The sequence below is a fragment of the Amycolatopsis sp. NPDC114503 genome, from assembly GCF_055633655.1.
Genome location: NZ_JBVKDT010000010.1, coordinates 184,414 through 201,628, shown reverse-complemented (window position 1 = coordinate 201,628; position 17,215 = coordinate 184,414). Strand labels below are relative to the sequence as shown.

Here is a 17,215-nt window from a genome sequence, read left to right as displayed (position 1 = left end):
GCACGTATTACTGGTATGAGGAAATCCATTGGGGTGAAACACTTCCTGCTCATCACTGCGGCCGCGCTGGCGTTGACGGCCTGCGGCGCTTCGCCGCCCGCAGCGCCGCCGCCCGCCGCACCGATGACCGGGATGACCGGGATGCCTGGGATGCCTGGGATGCCTGGGATGACGCCGTCGTCCCCGCCGACCACGGCCGCCAGCTCGACGGCGAATGCCGTGGCCATCAAGGACTTCGCGTTCGCGCCCGCCGCGACGACGGTGAAGAAGGGCACCACCGTCACCTGGACCAACCAGGACCAGGACGCGCACACGGTCACCAGCACGGGATCCGGTGGCCCGCTGCGGTCGCCGACCCTCCAAACCGGACAGTCCTATCAGTACACCTTCAGCACGCCCGGCACCTTCGAGTACCTGTGCACCATCCATCCGTTCATGACGGCGACCGTGACGGTGAACCCGTGACCGAAGACGACCACAGCCCGGAGGGCATGACCCGCCGCCAGCTCCTGCGCCACACGGCGTGGTTCGGCGCCGCAGTGGTCCTGACCGTCACCGGCGGCGAAGTCATCAGCCGGATCGCCGCGCCGGGCGACGCGGCCGCCGACGGCGACCCGAACGCGCTGCGGTTCGTCCAGATCAGCGACAGCCACCTCGGCTTCACCGGGCCCGCGAACACCGCTGTCGAGTCGTCGTTTTCCGAGGCCATCACGCAGATCAACGCCTTCGGCTACCGCCCGGACTTCGTCATGCACACCGGCGACCTGACGCACCTTTCGACGCCCGCCCAGTTCGACCAGGTCAAGCAGATGATGGGCACCCTCAACACCGGGCACGTGTCCACGGTGCCCGGCGAGCACGACTCGATCGACGACGCCGGCCAGAAGTACCGCAAGGCGTTCGGCGCGGGCACGGCGGGCGACGGCTGGTACAGCTTCGACCTCAAGGGCGTCCACTTCATCGCGCTGGTCAACACGCTGAGCCTGGAAAAGCTCGGCCACTTGGGCCAAGAACAGCTGGAGTTCGTGCGCAAGGACGTCGCGAAGCTCGGTTCGGACACGCCGATCGTGGTGTTCAGCCACATCCCGCTGTTCGCGATGTACCCGAAGTGGGGCTGGGGGACCGACGACGCGACCCAGGCGCTCTCGTACCTGCGGCGGTTCTCGTCGGTGACCTGCCTCAACGGGCACGTGCACCAGCTTTTCACGAAGACGGAAGGCAACATCACCTTCCACAGCGCGACGACGACCGCGTACCCGTTGCCCCAGCCGGGATCGCGGCCGGCGCCGACGCCGGTGACGCTGCCCGCGGGCAAGCTCAAGGACGCGCTCGGCATCCGCGAGGTGTCCTACCGCCCGGGCGGGCCGGGCCTGGCGGTGAAGGACGTGAAGCTGGCATGAACACCGTCCTCCGCCTCGCGACGGCGGTATGCCTCGCGGCGAGCGGCTATCTCCACGCACAGCTGTACATCGGCGGCTATCGCGTGATCCCGGTGATCGGGCCGTCGTTCCTCGTTCAGGCTTCCGCGGCATTCGCGGTGGCCGCACTGGTGGCCCTGGGCGGTCCCCTCCTGCTGCGGCTGGCAGCGGCCGCACTGGCGGCGGGCGCCTTGGCTGGCTTTGTGCTTTCGCGGACGACCGGGTTGTTCGGCTTCTCCGAACAGGGTTTCCAGCCCGCGCCGGAGGCTTTGCTGAGCGTCCTGGCGGAAGCCGCAGTGCTCGTCCTAGTCGCGGTCACGCTTTACCGGGCGCGCCGATCCACGCGGACGGCCCGCGCCTGAACTCCGGCGGCGCACCGCGAGCGACAGGCCCGCGGTGCGCCGCCGGTTCACGGCCTCGCGAGGGCATCCGCTTTGCGGTAGCCGAACGGGCCGAGGACGGTCGCGTGGACCGGTGCCGATGCTGCAACGTCGCACGATTTTCTCGCGTGCCGCACCTGCGCTGCCGTCGCCGACCAATCCGCGCCTGCCACAGGCATTTTCGGCACATCGATGATCTGACTCCGAGGGCTTTTCGCGCGGGGGAGCGCTTCGTCGGTCACGCCGGACGCCGGTGTGTTCGCCGAGTTCGTCCGCGATTTCCTGCACTGCGGCGGGACGTGCCACGGCATGAACTATTTCCCGGCTGGCACCGGTCTTGGTTCGGTGGACCTGCGGCTGTGGCGGGGGCGTGTTCACGGAGGCGGACGCGCGGGTTTCGCAGTCTTTCGGGGTCTTGGCCGCCTGCCAGCCGGCGCGGGCCAGCACCGTGTGGATACGCCGGTGTCCGTGGCGGCCGCGGGCGGCCCGGAATGCCTCGGTGATCGCGGGTTTGAGCTCGGCGTGCGGGGCGAGCCGATCGAGGCGGGCCTGGTGGCAGAAGAACGTCGACCGGGCCAGGACCGCGGCCGCCAGCAGCGGATACTCGGCCTTGAGGGCGGCGACGGCCTGGGTTTTCACCCTCGCCCCTGGTCTCTCAAGACCCGCGATCTTTCCAGGTAGGCCACCGTCGCCGACAGGCGCGGGCTCTCGGCCCGCAACCGCTTCAGTTCGCCGGACCCGTCCGGGCCCGGCGAGACGGGGCGGCCCTTCCTCCTGGGCCGCAAGGCGTCCTCCCCGTCGCGCCGGTACGCCCGCGCCCACGACTCGACCAGCTTGGGCGAGGACAGGTCGTACTCGAGGGCCAGCTCGATCGTGGTTGCCTCGTCGCCGACATGGCGGCGCACGACCGCGAGCTGGAACTCGAACGTGAAAGACCGTCTGTCCGGCTTGTTCATCAGCGCTCCCGCGCTGCGCAGCACCCAACGATCGCGCGAACGTTGCACCGCCGTCACCGACACGCCCAACCGGGTCGCGACCGCACACCTGCTCAACCGGCGCCGAACAACGCCACAGCAGCCTCCCGCTGCTCCTCGGGCAACGAACTACACGGATACAACGAACCACTTCCCGGACAGTCGGAACCGGATTCCCAGTCCAACTTCCGGGGAACAGGTCATAATCGGACTCTCTCAGGGTTCCCCTCGCGGACACCCGGTCGTGCAGTGGGCGGGGCGGCACAGCCCGCACTGCCGAGAGAAATAAATGAGCTGGTTCACATTATTTCGAGATTGACAAGCATGGGCGGACAATGCCCCCGGAGAAAATTGACGAGGCTTCGAAAGTATGCCTCGAGTCAAAGTTGACAAGAATTCCGAAATATGTCCTCGCATCGCCAAGAACGGTTTCAGCGAATCGGATTGACGGGGTTGCGAAGAGTGCGTACGGTCCCATTACCGGACTGTTACCGATCGCATTCGAAGGTGTTCATGACCGCCTCTTCAGCATTGCCGAAGACTCGGCAGTGGTTGATCCTCGCTGTCCTCATGCTCTCCCAGCTGGTGATCTGGGTGGACAACACCATCCTCAGCGTCGCCTTGGAAACTCTGACCGATCCCGTCAACGGGCTGGGCGCCAGCCCGTCCGAGCTGCAATGGGCCACCGGCGCCTACACCCTGGTCTTCGCCACCTTGATGTTCACCGCGGGCGCGATGGGCGACAGTTTCGGCCACCGGACCGTGCTCGCCGCCGGAGTGGTGATCTTCGGCGCGGCCTCGGTATGGGCGGCGTACGCGGGCGACCCCGCTCAGCTGATCGCCGCCCGCGCGGTGATGGGAGTGGGCGCCGCGCTGATCATGCCGGCCAACTTCGCCATCCTGTTGTGGACTTTCAGCGGCCCCGCGCGGGTCACCGCGATCTCCATTTCCTCGACCGCCGCCGGCGTCGGCATGGCCGCGGGTCCGGTGCTGGCGGGGATCCTGCTCGGCCATTTCTGGTGGGGCTCGGTCTTCCTGGTCAACGTCCCCATCGTGGTGCTGGCCCTGCTCGGCATCGTCGCGCTGGTCCCCAACTTCCGCAGCCCCACCGTGCGGCCGCTGGACCCGGCCGGGATGCTGCTGTCGATCACCGGGCTCGCGGCGCTGGCGTACGGGCTGATCCGCGCCGGGCAGGTAGTCGACTGGGGGCATCCGGACGTCTGGGCTCCGATTGCCGTCGGACTGGCCTTGCTGGTCGCCTTCGTGCTCGTCGAACTGCGTATCAAGGCGCCCAGTTTCGATCCCCGGCTGCTCGCGAAACGGATGTTCGGCGGCGGCAACGCGGCCATGGCCATGGTCTTCTTCGCGGTGGCCGCGATCACGTTCTACAACGCGTTCTATCTGCAAGGCGCACTGGGCTTCTCGCCGATGAAGGCAGGCTTGGTCAACATCCCGACCGCGGTCGGCGCGGTGGTGGGTGCGCCGCTCGGGGCCCGTCTGGTTCGCTTGTGGCCGCTGCGCGCGGTTTCGGTCCCGACGCTCGTCGTGGTGGCGCTGTCCATGGGCGCGTTCGGGTTGCTCGGACTGCACACCCCGCTCGTCCTGATCGCACTCTTGTTGTTCGTGCAGGGCCTTTCGGTCGGCATGCTGATGCCGGTGACCGGGGAATTGATCAGCACCCTGCCGATGGACCGGGCCGGCGCCGGGTCGGCCGTCACGCACACCGCGCGGCAGACGGGCAGCGTGATCGGGATCGCGATCGGCGGCACAGTGCTGTCGGTCGCGTACCGGAACTCGATCGAACCGTCGCTGGGCGGGCTGCCCCAGGCCGCGCGGGACCAAGCGCGGGTTTCCGCGGAACAGGCCCGGCACGTCGCCGCCGAGATCGGCCAGCCCGCGCTTGCCCGGGCCGCCGACGACGCGTTCATCCACGCGATGCACGTCGGCGCGGTCTGGATCATGGTCGCCGCGTTCATCGGGGCAGCGGTGCTGGTGCCTGCCTTGCGCCCCACCGGAGAACGCTCGGCGATGTCGGTCGAGCCGGACGACGCTCGGGCGGGCCTCCGCGCCGGGGCCGCACTTGAGAGCGACGGAGCGGGCAGCAACTGACACCATGGGAACCGGGCGAAAGCTTCCCGGGCTGCGAGATCGCTGGTGGCGGCACCGGGATCGGCCCGCCTGCGTGCGGTGATGCCGGTGCGGCTGAGGATGTCCAGGTGCGCGGCGAGTTCGGCGTTGGTCACCACGTTCGGCGGAAGCCAGGAACCCAGCCCGGCGAGCACCGCGGTCCGGGTCGCAGTGGAAAGAGCACGATCTGGCCTTCACCCAGTCCGACGGTTCGCCGTTGCACCCGGCGTATGTCACGCACGTGTTCTACGAGCTGTCTTCCCAAGCCGGGTTGCCGCCGATCCGGCTGCCTGACCTGCGGCACGGTGCGGTGACGTTGGCGGCGGGGGCGGGGGCGGAGGCGGTGCAGCGGATGCTGCGGCACTCTTCGATCACGGTGACCTCCGATATCTACACCACCGTGCTGCCCCAGGTGACGTTCGCCGCGGCGGAAGCCACGGCTGCGATCATCCCGCGGCAGGCAGCGAAAAGTCTCGGGCTCGCCAACGACCACAATGGACAGTCCAGAATCGGAAAAAGCTTCCAGAAAACCAAAATCCCCAGGCCTATGAATCTCAAGACCTGGGGAGTGAGGGTGCGCCATCAGGGACTCGAACCCCGAACCCGCTGGTTAAGAGTTCACGGTTTGACCTGCCGGGTGGTGCCGAGTGATGTCAGACAAGACCTTTTCGTCTGGTCGAGGGGCGTCCGTGGTGTCGTGCTGTGTCGGCTGCTGTTGTCGTGTGCTGGAGGTCTCGGGCTCGCCTCGGGCTCGCAAATGTCGGGTCGTGTCGCGTGGTCCGGCCCGGTCTGGCACCGCGTTTTGGGGTGGTTGCCGTGACGGGGTCAGGGGTTCGGCGTGATCCGGTCGTTTCGGCGGTGAGCGTCATGGTCGGCGTTGTGGTTGGGCTCACATTCACGTTCGGCTTCGGGAACGTGCTGGCGCTTGCCCTTCGGCTAGGCGTTCCGGTCTGGGTGGCACCGTTGGTTGCGCCTGCGGTTGATCTGACGGTGGTGGCGTTGCTGGTCGCGGTTCGACGATTGTCGGCGTGCGGGGCTTCTCCAGCGACCATGCGGTCTGCGCGGCGGTTGCTGGTAGGTGCGAGTGTGGTGACGTTGGCGTTGAATGTTGCTGAGCCACTGGTGGCTGGCGAGGTCCGCAGAGCGTTGTTCGATGCGGTGGGGCCGTTGTTGCTGATTGGTTGGTCTGAGGTCGGCCCGGATCTTCTGCAAGCTCTTGTCGACGTGCACGGGGGAGTCGATCGGCGTCCCGGTGTGTCAGTGGCTGATCGCCATGAGTCCTTGTCGGAGGACGCTGGTGGGAGAGCTGGGCTCGATCCTGATCTGGTGGAGCGGGCACGACAGGTTGACGCGGAGCATCGTGCGCGGTATCAGCGTCCGGTCTCGGCGGAGGTGCTGCGGAAGGCGCTGGGGGTAGGGGCGAAACGCTCCCGGATGTTGACGCGAGTGGTCCGCGAGGAGTGGTGCGACGGGTCTGCGTCGGCTCCGGCGGTGGTCGCCTGAGCCTAGCGGGTGTCCGTTGTCGTGGCCGGTCATGTCGGGCGGTTCTGGCTGGCTGCGGCTTCTGTCCGCAGCGCGTTCGCGAATCGGACGGTAGTCGTTCGTTGAGTTCGCCCGCGACGCTCTGGAGACGGGGATCTGGGCGAGAAAACGATCCGGACAAGGACGTCGCCGACCTCGTCCACCATTCCAACCGCAGAGTTCAATATCGAGCCATCCGCTATACCGAGCGCTTAGCGCAAGCCGAAGTCGTCGCCCCTGTCGGCTCACGCAAGGATTCATGCGACAATGCGATGGCCGAGGCGTTCAACTCGCTATTCAAGGGTTAATTGATTCATCAATCCTATCGTCCGCGGCCGCGGCTGGCAATCCGTCCGCGATGTCGAGGTCGCCGTCGCCGAATACGTCGACTGGTACAACCATCGCCGCATCCACCGCGAGTCGGCCACCTCACCCCCAGCCCAGACCGAAGCCGACCACCGAGAGTCACGCTACGATCAACCCCGCGAGCCTGCCCGGGCTCGGTGTCAGACAACGAGACCTGCACCAAATCCGGGGCGAATCAAGACATCGGCAGCGGTTAGCTTGTGAGAAGCCGGGCAGTTTGGACAGCTCCCGGGCAGTCGAGGACGGCCGACTCGAACTGATCGCAGAGAAGCTCCTCGCTCAACCATCTGTCGAACTTCTCGGTCGCCTTGCTCTCGATCTTGCGGGCGAGTTCGTGCGCGTCGGGCGCAGGCCCTTTTGCCACCTTTGCCAACGCGGTCAGCGCCGCTTCGCAGGGCGTGCCGACCAGCCGAATGACGGCTCCGTCGACTGCGGCTTCCAACCTGGACGCGTTAAGCATCGCTGCGAGAGTGTGCAGCTGGCGGTCGCCGGTCCACGGGAACAGCAGCGTGTCGGAGCCGTCGGTGATTGCCGGACGACTGTCGAGTTCGAGGGTCGCGTAGTCCCTCCGGGCTTGCTCGAGCAGCGTTCGCGACTGCTGGTCGAGGTAGGCAGGAGCGTGGTCGCCTCCGAGGAGTGTTCGCATCTTCGCCCGGACTTCGCTGTGCACCAAACCGCCGGAGTCGCCGAGGTTCGGGGGCTTGCCGCCGGATGCCGGGGTGAGCTGGACGACTTTGTCTTCTTCATGGACCGAGACGACACGCCACCGTTGACCGGCGAAGACCAGTAATAGGCCCTCGTACAGGGGGAAGTCGATCGGCATGGTGCCGAGCTGCCGTCCACCGTGAACGAGGCGGTACTCCTCTGGCGTTTGGAAGGCGGCATAGAACGTGTAGTGATTGACGGTCGGCTCTCCGCGTCCACCGAGCAGCAGGGTGTCGTCGCCGGCTTGGGTGAGCACGTCTTTGGCGCCGAGTGTGCGGAGCAGGTCCGCGAACTGTGCTGTGGTGACGGCCGAGAACGGGCTTCCGCGTCCGCACAACACCCGATACGCCTCGGCCGGCTTGGCTCCGCCGTGCTGGGCGATCAAGGAGAGGAGCTGCTGGATCAGCGTGGACAGGTGAAGGCGGGACGGCTCGGGCGGCTCGCACCAGCGTTCGAGCAGCAGATCGATCGACGCGATCGTCTGTACCAGGGGAAGCTGGAGGCGGTCGAGGAGCGATGTCTCGGCGTCGATCGCCACGGTGGCGTAGTAGGCACGGAGGACCGCCGACTGGTCGCGACGGCCGGAGCGACCGAGCCGTTGCCGCAACGAGGCGACCGAAGGTGGCGGGCCGATCTGCGCGACCTGGGCGATGGCACCGATGTCGATGCCCATCTCCAGTGTCGTCGTGCAGACGGCGGTGGTCGGCTTGGTCGGGTCTTTGAGCATCGCTTCGACGTCTTCGCGGAGCTCCTTGCCGAGATTGCCGTGGTGCGCGTGAAACTCGTTGGGGATCCCTGCGGCCGAGCTGCGGTCGGCGAGTTCAGCCGCGTACAGCTCGACGCGAGACCGCGCGTTGGCGAACACCAGGTTGGTCCGGCCACGCAGGTTCGCGAACAGGTGGTCGGCGATGCGGCGAACGGCCATGCCCGCGTCCTCGTCGGTGTCCGGTCGTTTGTCGACGTAGCTGCGCAGTTGTAGCCGCAGTTCCTGACCGGTCGCAGCGGATTCGAGGATCGTGACTCGGTCACTGTGGTCCGGGCGGAGCTGATCGGCGGCCAGCGACATATCGCCCAATGTCGCGGACAGGCCGACCCTCGGTACGCGTCGCCTTATGGCAATTTCGAGGCGGTGCAGCTGCGACAGCAGCTGAGCACCGCGCTCGGTGCCCAGGAACGAGTGCAGCTCGTCGACGACCACGTACTGCAGTGCCCCGAACAGCCGTGGGATCTGCGTTCCGCGGAGGACGAACATGGCTTCCAGCGACTCCGGGGTGATCAGCAAGATTCCAGACGGATCGCGCAGCAAGGCCTGCTTGCGGGCGCCGGCGACGTCGCCGTGCCAGCGGTGGGTCCGGATTTCGAGGGCTTCGCACAGCTCCTCAGTTCTCCGGAACTGGTCGTTGATCAATGCCTTGAGCGGCCCGACGTACAGCGCCTGGATGCCCGGGCCGCGGTGGTCGGCGAGCTTCGAGCAGATCGGCAGGAACGCCGCCTCGGTCTTGCCCGCGGCAGTCGCGGCGCCGATCAAGACATCGGTGTCGCCGCCCAGGATGGCGGGAATGGCCGCGTCTTGGACGTCGCGCAGCTCGCTCCACCCTTGCTGCCACACCCACCTCTGCGCTTTCGGGTGTAGTAAGCCGAAGTTGACGGCCTCAGATGCGGAGGCTGGTGAGTTCATCGGTGCCGTTCGGGTCCGAGGTGTCGAGTTCGTCGGGCAGCGGCTCGAGATCGGGGTTGGTTTCGGTGTCGATCGAGACGTTGCCGAGCAGCTGCCGCCAGTCGGCACCGGGGTTCTGGTCGAGCACGGCCAGGAGGTTGACGAATTCCTTGATGGTGTTGCGAGGGGTGCGGAAGTACGCGTCGCCGATCCGGCTGGCGCAGTGCTGCATGAACGCGGCGAGCGCTTCGTCCGGGACGAGATAGGTAGCCGGGTCGCCTGCGGCGTAGACGTGGCGCAGGCGTTCGAGCAGTACGTGCATGTCTTCGGGGGTCAGGTTCGCCAGCCGCAGGACGGGGCCGGAGTAGTCGACCAGGCCGCCGACGGCGAAGTTGTTCTCGGCGAGACGGCTGCGGAGCGCTTCGTAGCTGTAGAGCCCGCGGCGGGTGTCCATCAGCATTTCCGGGGTGCCGCCGAAGCAGAAGCCCAGGCCTTCGACGTTCGCTTGGAGACAGTCGTTGACGATCCGCAGTACCTGCTCGTAGTTCGACTTGCGGGCGCCGGTGTGGGCGAGTTTGTAGAGGTTGACCATCTCGTCGAGGCAGACGAGCAGGCCGGAGAAGCCGGCGAGCCGGACGAAGCGGGCGATGAGTTTGAGGTGGTCGTAGAAGCTGGAGTCGTCGACGATGGTGCGCACGCCCAGCGCCGCACGGGCGTCGGTGCGGGTCGCGAACTCGCCGCGCAGCCAGCGGATCGCGTCGGACTTCAGCTGCTCGTTGCCAGTGTCGTGCCCCTTCCAATAGGCGGCGATGACCTGCGCGAAGTCATAGCCGCCGACGCTTTCCGACAGCAGTTCAAGGCGGCCTGCGATCACCGTGGCGGGCGAGGTCGCGGAGCTGGTGGACTCTTGGATCGCCGAGGTCACGAACCGCTCGACGATGCTGGGCAGGGCGTTCCCGTTCGGTGTGGAGCGAGTGGCGATGTTGCGCATCAGCTCGGCGTAGAGCGAGCGCGCCTGACCACCGCTGGCGTGCAGCCGACGGTCGGGGCTGAGGTCGGCGGCGGTCGTGACGAGCTTGCGCTCGGCGGCGATGGAACGGACCAGGTTCAGGAAGAAGGTCTTGCCGGCGCCGTATTCGCCGATGACGAAGCGGACCGCGGAGCCGCCGTCGGCGATCCGGGTGATCTCCCGGCTCATCGCCGAGACCTCGGCCGCACGTCCGACCTGGATGTACTGGAATCCGGCGCGGGGCACCACCCCGGATCGCAGGGAGGAGATGATCGTGTCCCGGTCGCGGGGGCGCAGGCGAGCGGGCTTCGGGGTCGGTGTGGTCATCCGAGCATGTCCTTCACGATGTCCTGGTTGATCTCGATGGGGTCGGAGCCTTCGCACAGCGGCTCGTCGGTGCGGTCGTAGGCTGCCTCGTTGAGGACTTCGAGGGCACCGTCGGGCAGCAGCCCCGCCTCGGCGGCCAGCACGTCGAATTCGGCACGGCTCCACGTGTCCTGTTCGACGAGCCGGTGGAACAGCAGTGCGTGCGGGGAATCCAGCCCGCCGACAACCGCGTCTACGGGAGCGGGCGGTGGAGGAGCGGGTTTGTCGTCGGCAAAGATTTCGGCGAGTTCGGCGGCGACCTGCACGGACTCGGCCCTCGTTCGTGCGAGCCGTTCCGGGTCGAGGGTGAGCGTCGAGGTTCCCGCCGGACTCGGCGACGGAGCCGGGATGGTGCGACCGGACCGCCGTGCACCGGGGATCCGAGTGCTGGTCAGCTCGTCCGCCGACGTGGCGGCGGCGTGGAGCGTTCCGTATACCTCGCCGGGATCGAGGCCGAGGGTGGTAAACAGCCGCTCGAGAGTGCGGATCTCGTCCGGGGTGACCTGGCCGTCGGCCGCTGCGATTGTGGTGAGCAATCGCCCGACCGCGGCCTTGCGCGAGGTCGGGAGGGATTCCAGACGCCGGCGCAGGACCGCGGGGGTGGGTGGTTTGGTCAGGACGAGTGCGGCGTGGGCGTCGAGCCGGAGTTGCTCGTCTTCGCTGAGATCGAGGTCGTCGATCGCCAGTTCCCGCAGTGCACGTCGCTCTGGTTCGCTTACTGTGCCGTCCGCGGCGGCGACGAGCATGCCGAGGTTGATGATCGCGAGCGCGGAGGCGTACTCGGCGCTGGGGGCAGTGACTGGGGGATCCGCTCGCCGGAACAACACCACCGATGACGTCGGGGTCGGCGTGTTCCCGCCGAACCGCACGTCGGGTTCGATGCCGAGGCCGCGGTGTTCGAGCAGTTGAGCCACGGCGACGGCGTCGGGCTTGGCCAGTTTGCCGGTCTTGGTCGGCCATCGCGAGATCAGCTCCTGGGCCGGGGTGACCCCGCGGCCGTCGCTGCCGATGCTCTGCGTGGCCCACGACCACAGTGCCTCGGTTTCGGGGGTCGGCTTATGGGTGACGCCCTCCGGCAGGAGCGCGATGGCCGCGGGTGAGCCGGCACCGTCGGGATTGCGGCCGAGGTAGCGGCTGTAGGCGTCGAGATCGCTGGTCACCCCCTCGACGATGTCGCGTAGCTTGGTGATCGGGCCGGTCAGCTTGCCGACGTCGGGCAGTTTCGTGTTCTCGAGCGTGACGTGGCCGTGGAAGCCACTACTGGCCGCGTAGTAGCCGACGGCCAGGCGAGGTTTGTTCGGCTTGACGACCATTCCCTCGCCGAACTTGGCGTGGTACCGCTTGGTGAACAGCTCCTGGAACTCGTGTGCGCAGCGCACCGCCGGCGTGCGGAGGTGGGCGTCGGGATGGTGGCCGTACCAGGACAACGCCCAGTCCGCCGGGACCGGATGTTCGTCGACGGCCAATTGCGCTAACCCGATTTTGAGCTCGACGGGCAGCTCGTGGCTCCATTCGGGGACAGCCGGCGCCGCGCGGTCGTACCGCACCGTCGGGTCGAGAAGAGCGACCGCGTCGAGCAGTCCTTCGGCGTAGCCGCGGAAGGAGCGATTGCCGTGGTAAATCCGGAGCAACCGGCGGACTTCGATCACCAACGTTGCGAACTCCGCGTCGGCGTCGTCGATGTTGGGGAGCTCGGTGAGCAGGCGACGTTCGAGACCGTAGAAGTACAGGAACACATAGCCGATGTAGGCGTTCGCGTTCGCGCGACCACCGGCCAGCCAAGAGAGGTAGGCGCCACGAGCTCGTGGGGATATGTCGGCGTAGCTAGGCCAGTAGTCCATCGACTCGCCCGCCCAGTCCGGGTTGCGCAGGTCCACTGGCAGGCCCGGGTCGATCAAGGCGGGTTCTGTTCCGATCCTGGCGGCGTCGGGCATGCCGGTGCCCACGTAGAGCAGACCGCCCCGCAGCGTCGTTCCCGCGACGACAACATCCTGGCCTTGGGGAAGCCACCGGTGAGCGGGACGGGTACGGGCCGATCGGCTCGGCGCCGAAGCCGCGTTGGCGGCACGCTGTGAGGGGCGCCGGTCAGGTTGGCGAGGAGGTGTGGCCCGGTGAGCAGGTGCGAGCGCTGGAGGCCGGAGAACTTGCGCCGTACTCGGGCGGCGATGCTCCTGATCGGGCCCCTGCGGTGCCGATTGCCAGTGCGGAGGCACAGCTGGCGGAGGCGCCTGCCGGAACTGCGGAGGTTCTGCCGGTCTCTGTGATGCTCTGGAATCGGACGCTCGCCAGGCTTTCCTGACCAGCAGGATCACGATGGCCACCGCGATCAGGAGGACGACCAGCGCTGCCAAAGAAACCCCCTCGATCGCACGCCTTGAGGCGACATACTGCTTCGTTCCTGGTGAAGGATCGTTGTTTGCCGAAGGGGAGTTACCGACTTGATCGAATCGTCACTCGAGGGGTTCGGCGCGAGTTGGAAATTCACCTGTCAGAGACTCTGCTTTCGGCTCCGGCTCAGGTGCGCCGGGGCCACGGGTGTCGAGCCTGCGGTCCCGGCCGTGAAGATCGGCGATGTCCAGCAGTTCGGTGAGGTCTTCACCGTGGCTGACAGCCACCATGGTGTGATCCTGCCAAAGAGTCCATCGGTCGTTTTCTTGCTGCGCCTCCGCATGCGGAGTCACCCCAGGACGCGATGCCGTTCGAACGTGGCCATCATGACTTGGTTCGCCTCCCAGCCGTCCGGGAACTTCGCGGGCACCGACAGGTGAACGGCGTCCGTCGACGGGTGGCTGTCCAGCAGGTCGCTGATCCCTTCGCGGGCGACGACGATGCAGGCCTGCCGGTGGCGAGAGGTGAGGACGCACAACCGGCCGGTCTCCAGGTGGAACGCAGTGGCGTCCCGACGCCCCGACAGCGGGTGCACGATGATCACGATCTCGAACTCGCGGCCCTGCAGGCGGTTGGCTGTGTCGACTGCGACACCGGACGCGCCCGGCCGGCCGGTGCGGGCGAGCGCCAGCCGGACCAGGTCGGCCTGGTCGCGGTGGGCGACGCCGATGGCGATGTCGCCGGGTTCGAGAACCCGTCCGTCGCGGTGGCGTTCACAGGTCACGACCGCGCCGCGGTCGAGGAGGCGGGCAGCGAGGTCCGCCGCGGTCTGGATCGTCTCGGCGTCGGTGCGGGGGACGTGCCGCCGTGGCAGTTGGTGCAGTGCCCAGCCTGTGGTGAAGGCCATCGCCAGGGTCTCGTCGAGCGTGGAGCCGCCGAAGGCTCGCGTGCGGAATTCCAGAGATCGCGCCTCTCGGCCCGTCCCCGCGGTGAAGCCGGTGAACGGGTAGAACGCCGCCGAAACGGTGGCGGCTGCGGTCGCCGGCAGCCGCCAGGAGACCGGCAGGCGGTGCACCGGGGTGTCCGGGTTGTGCTCCAGCATCACGGTGACGCCGTTCTGCGTCGGGTCGTGAGGCAGCCCGACCCACCGTTCGGTGCCCACGATGGTGAACGGGTCCAGCTGACCGGGGTCGCCGACGAACAGGCCGCGGTCGAAGCGCTCGACGATCTGCAGCAGCATGTCCGAGCGCATTTGGTACGACTCGTCGAGGATCGCCCACCCGAACGTGGCGTCGCGGACCGTGGCCCACTTGGCGGAGGTGCCGACGACGATCCGGCAGCCGGCAAGGTCGGCCACGCGGGCCGCGACGGTCGTGTTCGCGAGGGCGGCGACGGCGGGCGGCGCGGTGTAGGTGGACGCGCTGAGCCGGCCGATCATGAGGTCCGGGTGGGCGGTGGCCAGCCGGATGACCAGGTCGTCGACCTGGTTGTTGGTCTGGGCGACGATGATCGGCCGCTCACCGCCGCCGACGAGGTCGCCGGCGGCCCGGACCACCAGCGTGCTCTTGCCGGCGCCGGGTGGCGAGTCGACGACCACCGCCCGGTGGCCGCTCTCCTCGAGGTCGGCGAGGATCGCGGTGGTGGCCGCGTCGGCGGCCGAGGCCGGGTCGAAGCCCGGGTCGCACTCAGGTGTCATCGCCCCACTCCTCGGCAGCGGCTGCATCGTCCGCGGCAGGATTCGCGGCTTCGGAATCCGCCGCATCGCCGGCGTGCGTCCAGGGGATCCGGCCCGGCTCCGGGAACACCGGGGCCGGGCGCCAGCCGGGGTCGGGCAGGTAGGCGACGCGCTGCCCGGCCGCGGGAACGGTTCCCGGCTTGGGTACGCAGGCGCGGCCCATTCCGCCCGTGATCTCCACCGTGACCAGGCTCGCCTCGCCGTCGCGGACGGTGGAGACGATCACGGCCTTGTGGCCGGGTGGCATCGTGGGGCTGATCAGCTTGGTGTCGTCGGCCAGCCGGACGGGATCCAGGGTGCGCACGGTGACCCGTGGCCTCGGCACCCGCCGGTTCGACTCGGTGGTCACGACCCGGTCCGGCTCGGCCATGACGATTGCTCCGGCGAAAGCTTCACCGAGACTGCGCCGGTCGGCGAGGACGTAGGGGTCGTCGAACGCCATTTCGGCCTCGAAGTCGGCGAGTGCGCGCTCGAGCCGGCTCAGCCGCCGCGCGGCGCCGATGGCACCGTCCCGCTTGGGCTGTGGCCGGGCGTCAGGAGATTCCTGGTAGTCGGAGTAGTCGGTGAAGAGGCCGCGGTCGCGGTCGAAGCGGCTGGCCGCACGAGGCGCCTCCGGAACGTTGCGCAGCAGCGAGACGGCGCTCCACATGAGCCGCCAGGTCGGTTTGAGCTGCTCGCCGATCAGGTCTCGAAGGTCAGCCTGGGCGTCGGCCAGCGCCTGCTGGTCGCCGACCGCCCGCGCGGAGTCGAAGCGCCGGATCGCGGGAGCGAGGTAGGTGTTGTCGAACTCAGGTGACGTCGCGGGCCCCGCGGGCGGGCACACCATGGGGTTCTCCGCGTCGGCCATGGCCTGCTCGACGGTCAGGCCGTCAGGGGGCGAGATCCAGGCCATGATCGAGGCCAGGTTCTGGTCCTCGAGCGTGCTCTGGCCGGTGGCCCAGTGCTCGCCGAGCAGGCCGGTCACCGGCAGCAGCATCGAGGTGCCCGCCTGCTCGGCCGTTTCGACCAGGAATGTCAGCCACTTCCCGAGTTCGGGGACAGCCCCGGGCACCGGGTACGGACCGGTCGTGCGGCGGAACCGGCACATGCGGCCCAGGTCTGCCAGCGCCTTGATGCCGCCGCGGTTGGGGACCAGGATCTGGGGAGCCGCGGTGTACCGGGAAGGTCGTTCCTCGCCGCGGGACGGGAGGTCGCGGCGGTCCTGGCGGCAGGAGTCGATGTAGTCCATGACGATCCGGCCGAATTCGGCCGCGAACGCGAACCGCTGGTCGCGGTTGCGCGGCTGGCCGACGACCAGCAGGACCGGCGACCTCCGGGCGGCGCCGACCATGACCGCCAGCGGAGTGCCCGCCTCGCCCGCCATGGTCAGCGGCACCACCACCAGCGGCCGGTCCGACAGGTGCCGGTGCCGGAACCGGGTCAGGGGCACCGCCTGCATCTCCTCCATCGCCTCGAGGTGCGCCAGCGCGGACACCCTGCTCATCGGGCGTCCCCGGACTCGAGCAGCTCGGTCCGCAGCCGTGCGGCGTGCCGCAGCGCGGTGGCCATCTCGACCTGGTCGTCGTCCGGTGTCAGCGTCCCGCGGGCAAGGCCCAGGGCCATGGTCGCGGTGTCGATGCCGCCGAGGTGCTCGCGTACTTCGGTCCCGAGCACGTCCAGCGACGATTCGGCCCGCGCGCGAGAACGGCAGTAGAATGCCATTTCGCAGTGGTTGAGACAGTCCGGTCGGTAGGTGGCGGGTACCTGGTCCAGTGCCTCGGCCAGCTCCTGGGCCGGCCGACGCGGGCGACCGGTGTCGTCGGCGGCGAGGTCGAAGGTCAAGCCCTCGGGCAGGAGGTCGACCAGGTCGGCGATGCGCTCGATCCGGGCCAGCTGCCGGGTCAGCGTAGCGACCTGCTTCCGGGCGTCGACGAACGCGCCGGTCGGCCGGTTGGTGAAGTCCTTGGGGGCGACCAGGACGATCGTGTCGGAAACGGCTTCGGGGCCGACACCGGCCTCGGCGAGCATGGCCCGCAGCGCGATGATGTAGGCGCACGCCTGGGTCGTCGCCGCCCGGACCTGCGCCGGGTCGGCCTGCCCGTCGACGATCGGGAAGCTTTTGATCTCCACGATGTGGAAGCGGTCGCCGATGCGGAACGCCACGAGGTCCGGCTCGAGGAACACCGGGTGCCCGCCGACGGTGAGCCGCAGCATCGGGTGGTCGTAGAGGGTGTCGCTGCCGCGTCCCTGGGTGGCGCCGGTCAGCAGGTGTGCGGTCCGGGCGCGGCGGGTCTCGGGGCGGCCGTCACCGCCGACGTCGTTCAGATCCTGGTACCCGACCTCCGGCAGGGTGAGCTGGAGGGTCTCGCGCAGGACGCGCAGCAGCTCGGCGCAGCCATTGGCCTTCACCATGGCCTCGAAGGTGTTGCCGCGGACGATGGCGAACGAGGACTGGCCGAAGGGGCTCGGGTACCCGGCGTGGGCCGCGATCGCGGCCTTGTCGGAGCCGGAGGCGTCCAGCACGGCCCGCAGCATGCAACGGGGGTTGTTCTCCAGCGCGGCCAGGGTGCGGGCGTTGTGGTGCACACGAGGTGCGGAGCCGCGCAGCACGTCCAGGCGCTGGTCGGGAGCAGCCTTCACAGTGGTTCGT

15 protein-coding genes are annotated in these 17,215 nt (G+C 68.3%); 6 read left to right on the top strand and 9 right to left on the bottom strand.

Annotation, left to right across the window (positions count from 1 at the left end; all coding sequences use genetic code 11):
* Positions 1-33: 33 nt before the first annotated feature.
* From ACZ7OI_RS35930 to ACZ7OI_RS35920, 3 genes are read left to right on the top strand one after another with little or no spacing between them, the layout of a single operon-like run.
* Complete coding sequence (locus ACZ7OI_RS35930) at positions 34-465, top strand: plastocyanin/azurin family copper-binding protein (RefSeq protein WP_470268531.1); 432 nt, start codon at positions 34-36, stop codon at positions 463-465.
* Complete coding sequence (locus tag ACZ7OI_RS35925) at positions 462-1,400, top strand: metallophosphoesterase family protein (RefSeq protein ID WP_470268530.1); 939 nt, start codon at positions 462-464, stop codon at positions 1,398-1,400. The genes ACZ7OI_RS35930 and ACZ7OI_RS35925 overlap by 4 nt, the downstream gene beginning before the upstream one ends.
* On the top strand, positions 1,397-1,780 hold the full coding sequence (locus ACZ7OI_RS35920; protein WP_470268529.1) for a hypothetical protein: 384 nt from the start codon (positions 1,397-1,399) through the stop codon (positions 1,778-1,780). The genes ACZ7OI_RS35925 and ACZ7OI_RS35920 overlap by 4 nt, the downstream gene beginning before the upstream one ends.
* On the opposite strand, the gene ACZ7OI_RS35915 is transcribed toward ACZ7OI_RS35920, so the two are convergent.
* Both ACZ7OI_RS35915 and ACZ7OI_RS35910 read right to left on the bottom strand, forming a co-directional pair.
* Positions 1,724-2,437 (bottom strand): hypothetical protein, encoded by a 714-nt coding sequence (locus ACZ7OI_RS35915; RefSeq protein WP_470268528.1) that lies wholly within the window; start codon positions 2,435-2,437, stop codon positions 1,724-1,726. The genes ACZ7OI_RS35920 and ACZ7OI_RS35915 overlap by 57 nt on opposite strands.
* Entirely contained in the window at positions 2,434-2,754 is a 321-nt protein-coding gene (locus tag ACZ7OI_RS35910; RefSeq protein WP_470268527.1) for a transposase, read from the bottom strand. The genes ACZ7OI_RS35915 and ACZ7OI_RS35910 overlap by 4 nt, the downstream gene beginning before the upstream one ends.
* 531 nt (positions 2,755-3,285) lie before the next feature.
* On the opposite strand from ACZ7OI_RS35910, the gene ACZ7OI_RS35905 reads away from it, so the two are divergent.
* The 3 genes from ACZ7OI_RS35905 to ACZ7OI_RS35895 all read left to right on the top strand — a co-directional run bounded on the left by ACZ7OI_RS35905 (position 3,286) and on the right by ACZ7OI_RS35895 (position 6,990).
* Positions 3,286-4,881, top strand: coding sequence for an MFS transporter (locus ACZ7OI_RS35905; protein ID WP_470268526.1), 1,596 nt, complete (start codon positions 3,286-3,288; stop codon positions 4,879-4,881).
* A gap of 235 nt (positions 4,882-5,116) precedes the next feature.
* Entirely contained in the window at positions 5,117-5,719 is a 603-nt protein-coding gene (locus ACZ7OI_RS35900; protein WP_470268525.1) for a hypothetical protein, read from the top strand.
* Positions 5,720-6,735: 1,016 nt separating this feature from the next.
* Complete coding sequence (locus ACZ7OI_RS35895; RefSeq protein ID WP_470268669.1) at positions 6,736-6,990, top strand: IS3 family transposase; 255 nt, start codon at positions 6,736-6,738, stop codon at positions 6,988-6,990.
* On the opposite strand, the gene ACZ7OI_RS35890 is transcribed toward ACZ7OI_RS35895, so the two are convergent.
* From ACZ7OI_RS35890 to ACZ7OI_RS35860, 7 genes are all read right to left on the bottom strand, one after another.
* The gene (locus ACZ7OI_RS35890) at positions 6,980-9,100 is read right to left on the bottom strand and encodes a DEAD/DEAH box helicase (RefSeq protein ID WP_470268524.1); all 2,121 of its coding nucleotides are present in this window, start codon (positions 9,098-9,100) and stop codon (positions 6,980-6,982) included. The two genes, ACZ7OI_RS35895 and ACZ7OI_RS35890, sit on opposite strands and share 11 nt — an antisense overlap.
* Positions 9,101-9,143: 43 nt before the next feature.
* Positions 9,144-10,484, bottom strand: coding sequence for an ATP-binding protein (locus ACZ7OI_RS35885; RefSeq protein ID WP_470268523.1), 1,341 nt, complete (start codon positions 10,482-10,484; stop codon positions 9,144-9,146).
* The gene (locus ACZ7OI_RS35880; protein ID WP_470268522.1) at positions 10,481-12,736 is read right to left on the bottom strand and encodes a tellurite resistance TerB family protein; all 2,256 of its coding nucleotides are present in this window, start codon (positions 12,734-12,736) and stop codon (positions 10,481-10,483) included. Before ACZ7OI_RS35880 ends, ACZ7OI_RS35885 begins: the two co-directional genes overlap by 4 nt.
* Positions 12,737-12,973: 237 nt before the next feature.
* Positions 12,974-13,141 carry a hypothetical protein gene (locus ACZ7OI_RS35875; protein ID WP_470268521.1) on the bottom strand — a complete coding sequence of 56 codons (168 nt, stop codon included), beginning with the start codon at positions 13,139-13,141 and terminating at the stop codon, positions 12,974-12,976.
* Between the two features lie 59 nt (positions 13,142-13,200).
* Positions 13,201-14,547 (bottom strand): AAA domain-containing protein, encoded by a 1,347-nt coding sequence (locus tag ACZ7OI_RS35870; protein ID WP_470268520.1) that lies wholly within the window; start codon positions 14,545-14,547, stop codon positions 13,201-13,203.
* The gene (locus ACZ7OI_RS35865; RefSeq protein ID WP_470268519.1) at positions 14,537-16,069 is read right to left on the bottom strand and encodes a hypothetical protein; all 1,533 of its coding nucleotides are present in this window, start codon (positions 16,067-16,069) and stop codon (positions 14,537-14,539) included. The genes ACZ7OI_RS35870 and ACZ7OI_RS35865 overlap by 11 nt, the downstream gene beginning before the upstream one ends.
* A complete protein-coding gene (locus ACZ7OI_RS35860; RefSeq protein WP_470268518.1) occupies positions 16,066-17,205 on the bottom strand; it encodes a hypothetical protein in 1,140 nt (379 codons plus the stop codon). The genes ACZ7OI_RS35865 and ACZ7OI_RS35860 overlap by 4 nt, the downstream gene beginning before the upstream one ends.
* Between the last annotated feature and the right edge of the window lie 10 nt (positions 17,206-17,215).